We start from the raw sequence: 626 nt of genomic DNA on the forward strand, positions 1-626 counted from the left end.
AATTTATTTTTGATCAGGAGGGTCGCCTTTGATAAGCAAACTTTCGGGTATAGGTTGAGGTTTTAACCTGTCAATAAGAGCATTAATCTGTACTGAATCTGATGATGCCCCGATAGCAATTGCATATGTTTTCCCGTCATACTTATGTTGAACAACGTCAAAAACCAAGACTGGCCTAACGGTGGCTGGCTCATTGGCAGACTCAACAGTTAACTCAGTAACCCGTAATTTATCAGGAGCACTTACGGTTGAGACGGCCTAAATTTTATGGTTCCACGGGCAATGCCCGGTCTTCCTGGCTCAAACTTGCATTTCCTGATTGCTGATCTAGTTTCTCTAAAAAAGATCTCAGTACCGGTTGTCTCAACAGAAGTAACCTCCCCTTTTTCATTTACTGTGGCAAAATATGTTACAGTGCCGCTATTCTTATTAGCCATAGCAGAAGCTGGATAATAAGGGAAAGGGCAGCTTATGCGCACAGGTGATATTTCTTCTTTATTTTCAACAGCAAACGCTACATTTGATATTAGAACAGCACAAACCAGAGGTAATGTTTTTTTCATAAACGATACCAACTTTTGTTTTCCTTGTATCCCTAGGCTACTGGAAGTTGAGAGTTCCTAGGC

The 626-nt window shown here is 41.1% G+C and carries 1 protein-coding gene; it reads right to left on the reverse strand.

Annotated elements, in window-relative coordinates; genetic code table 11:
- Window positions 1-242: 242 nt before the first annotated feature.
- Window positions 243-563: a TonB family protein gene (locus tag CWM53_RS15600; protein WP_100696151.1), complete on the reverse strand. Its 321-nt coding sequence runs from the start codon at window positions 561-563 to the stop codon at window positions 243-245.
- Between the last annotated feature and the right edge of the window lie 63 nt (window positions 564-626).

The sequence above is a fragment of the Klebsiella sp. A-Nf5 genome (assembly GCF_002810545.1).
Lineage (GTDB): Bacteria > Pseudomonadota > Gammaproteobacteria > Enterobacterales > Enterobacteriaceae > Klebsiella > Klebsiella variicola.

Bases quoted from the DNA above. Each gene is read 5' to 3' on its own strand.
- CWM53_RS15600 (WP_100696151.1), bottom strand. From the start codon at position 563: ATGAAAAAAACATTACCTCTGGTTTGTGCTGTTCTAATATCAAATGTA.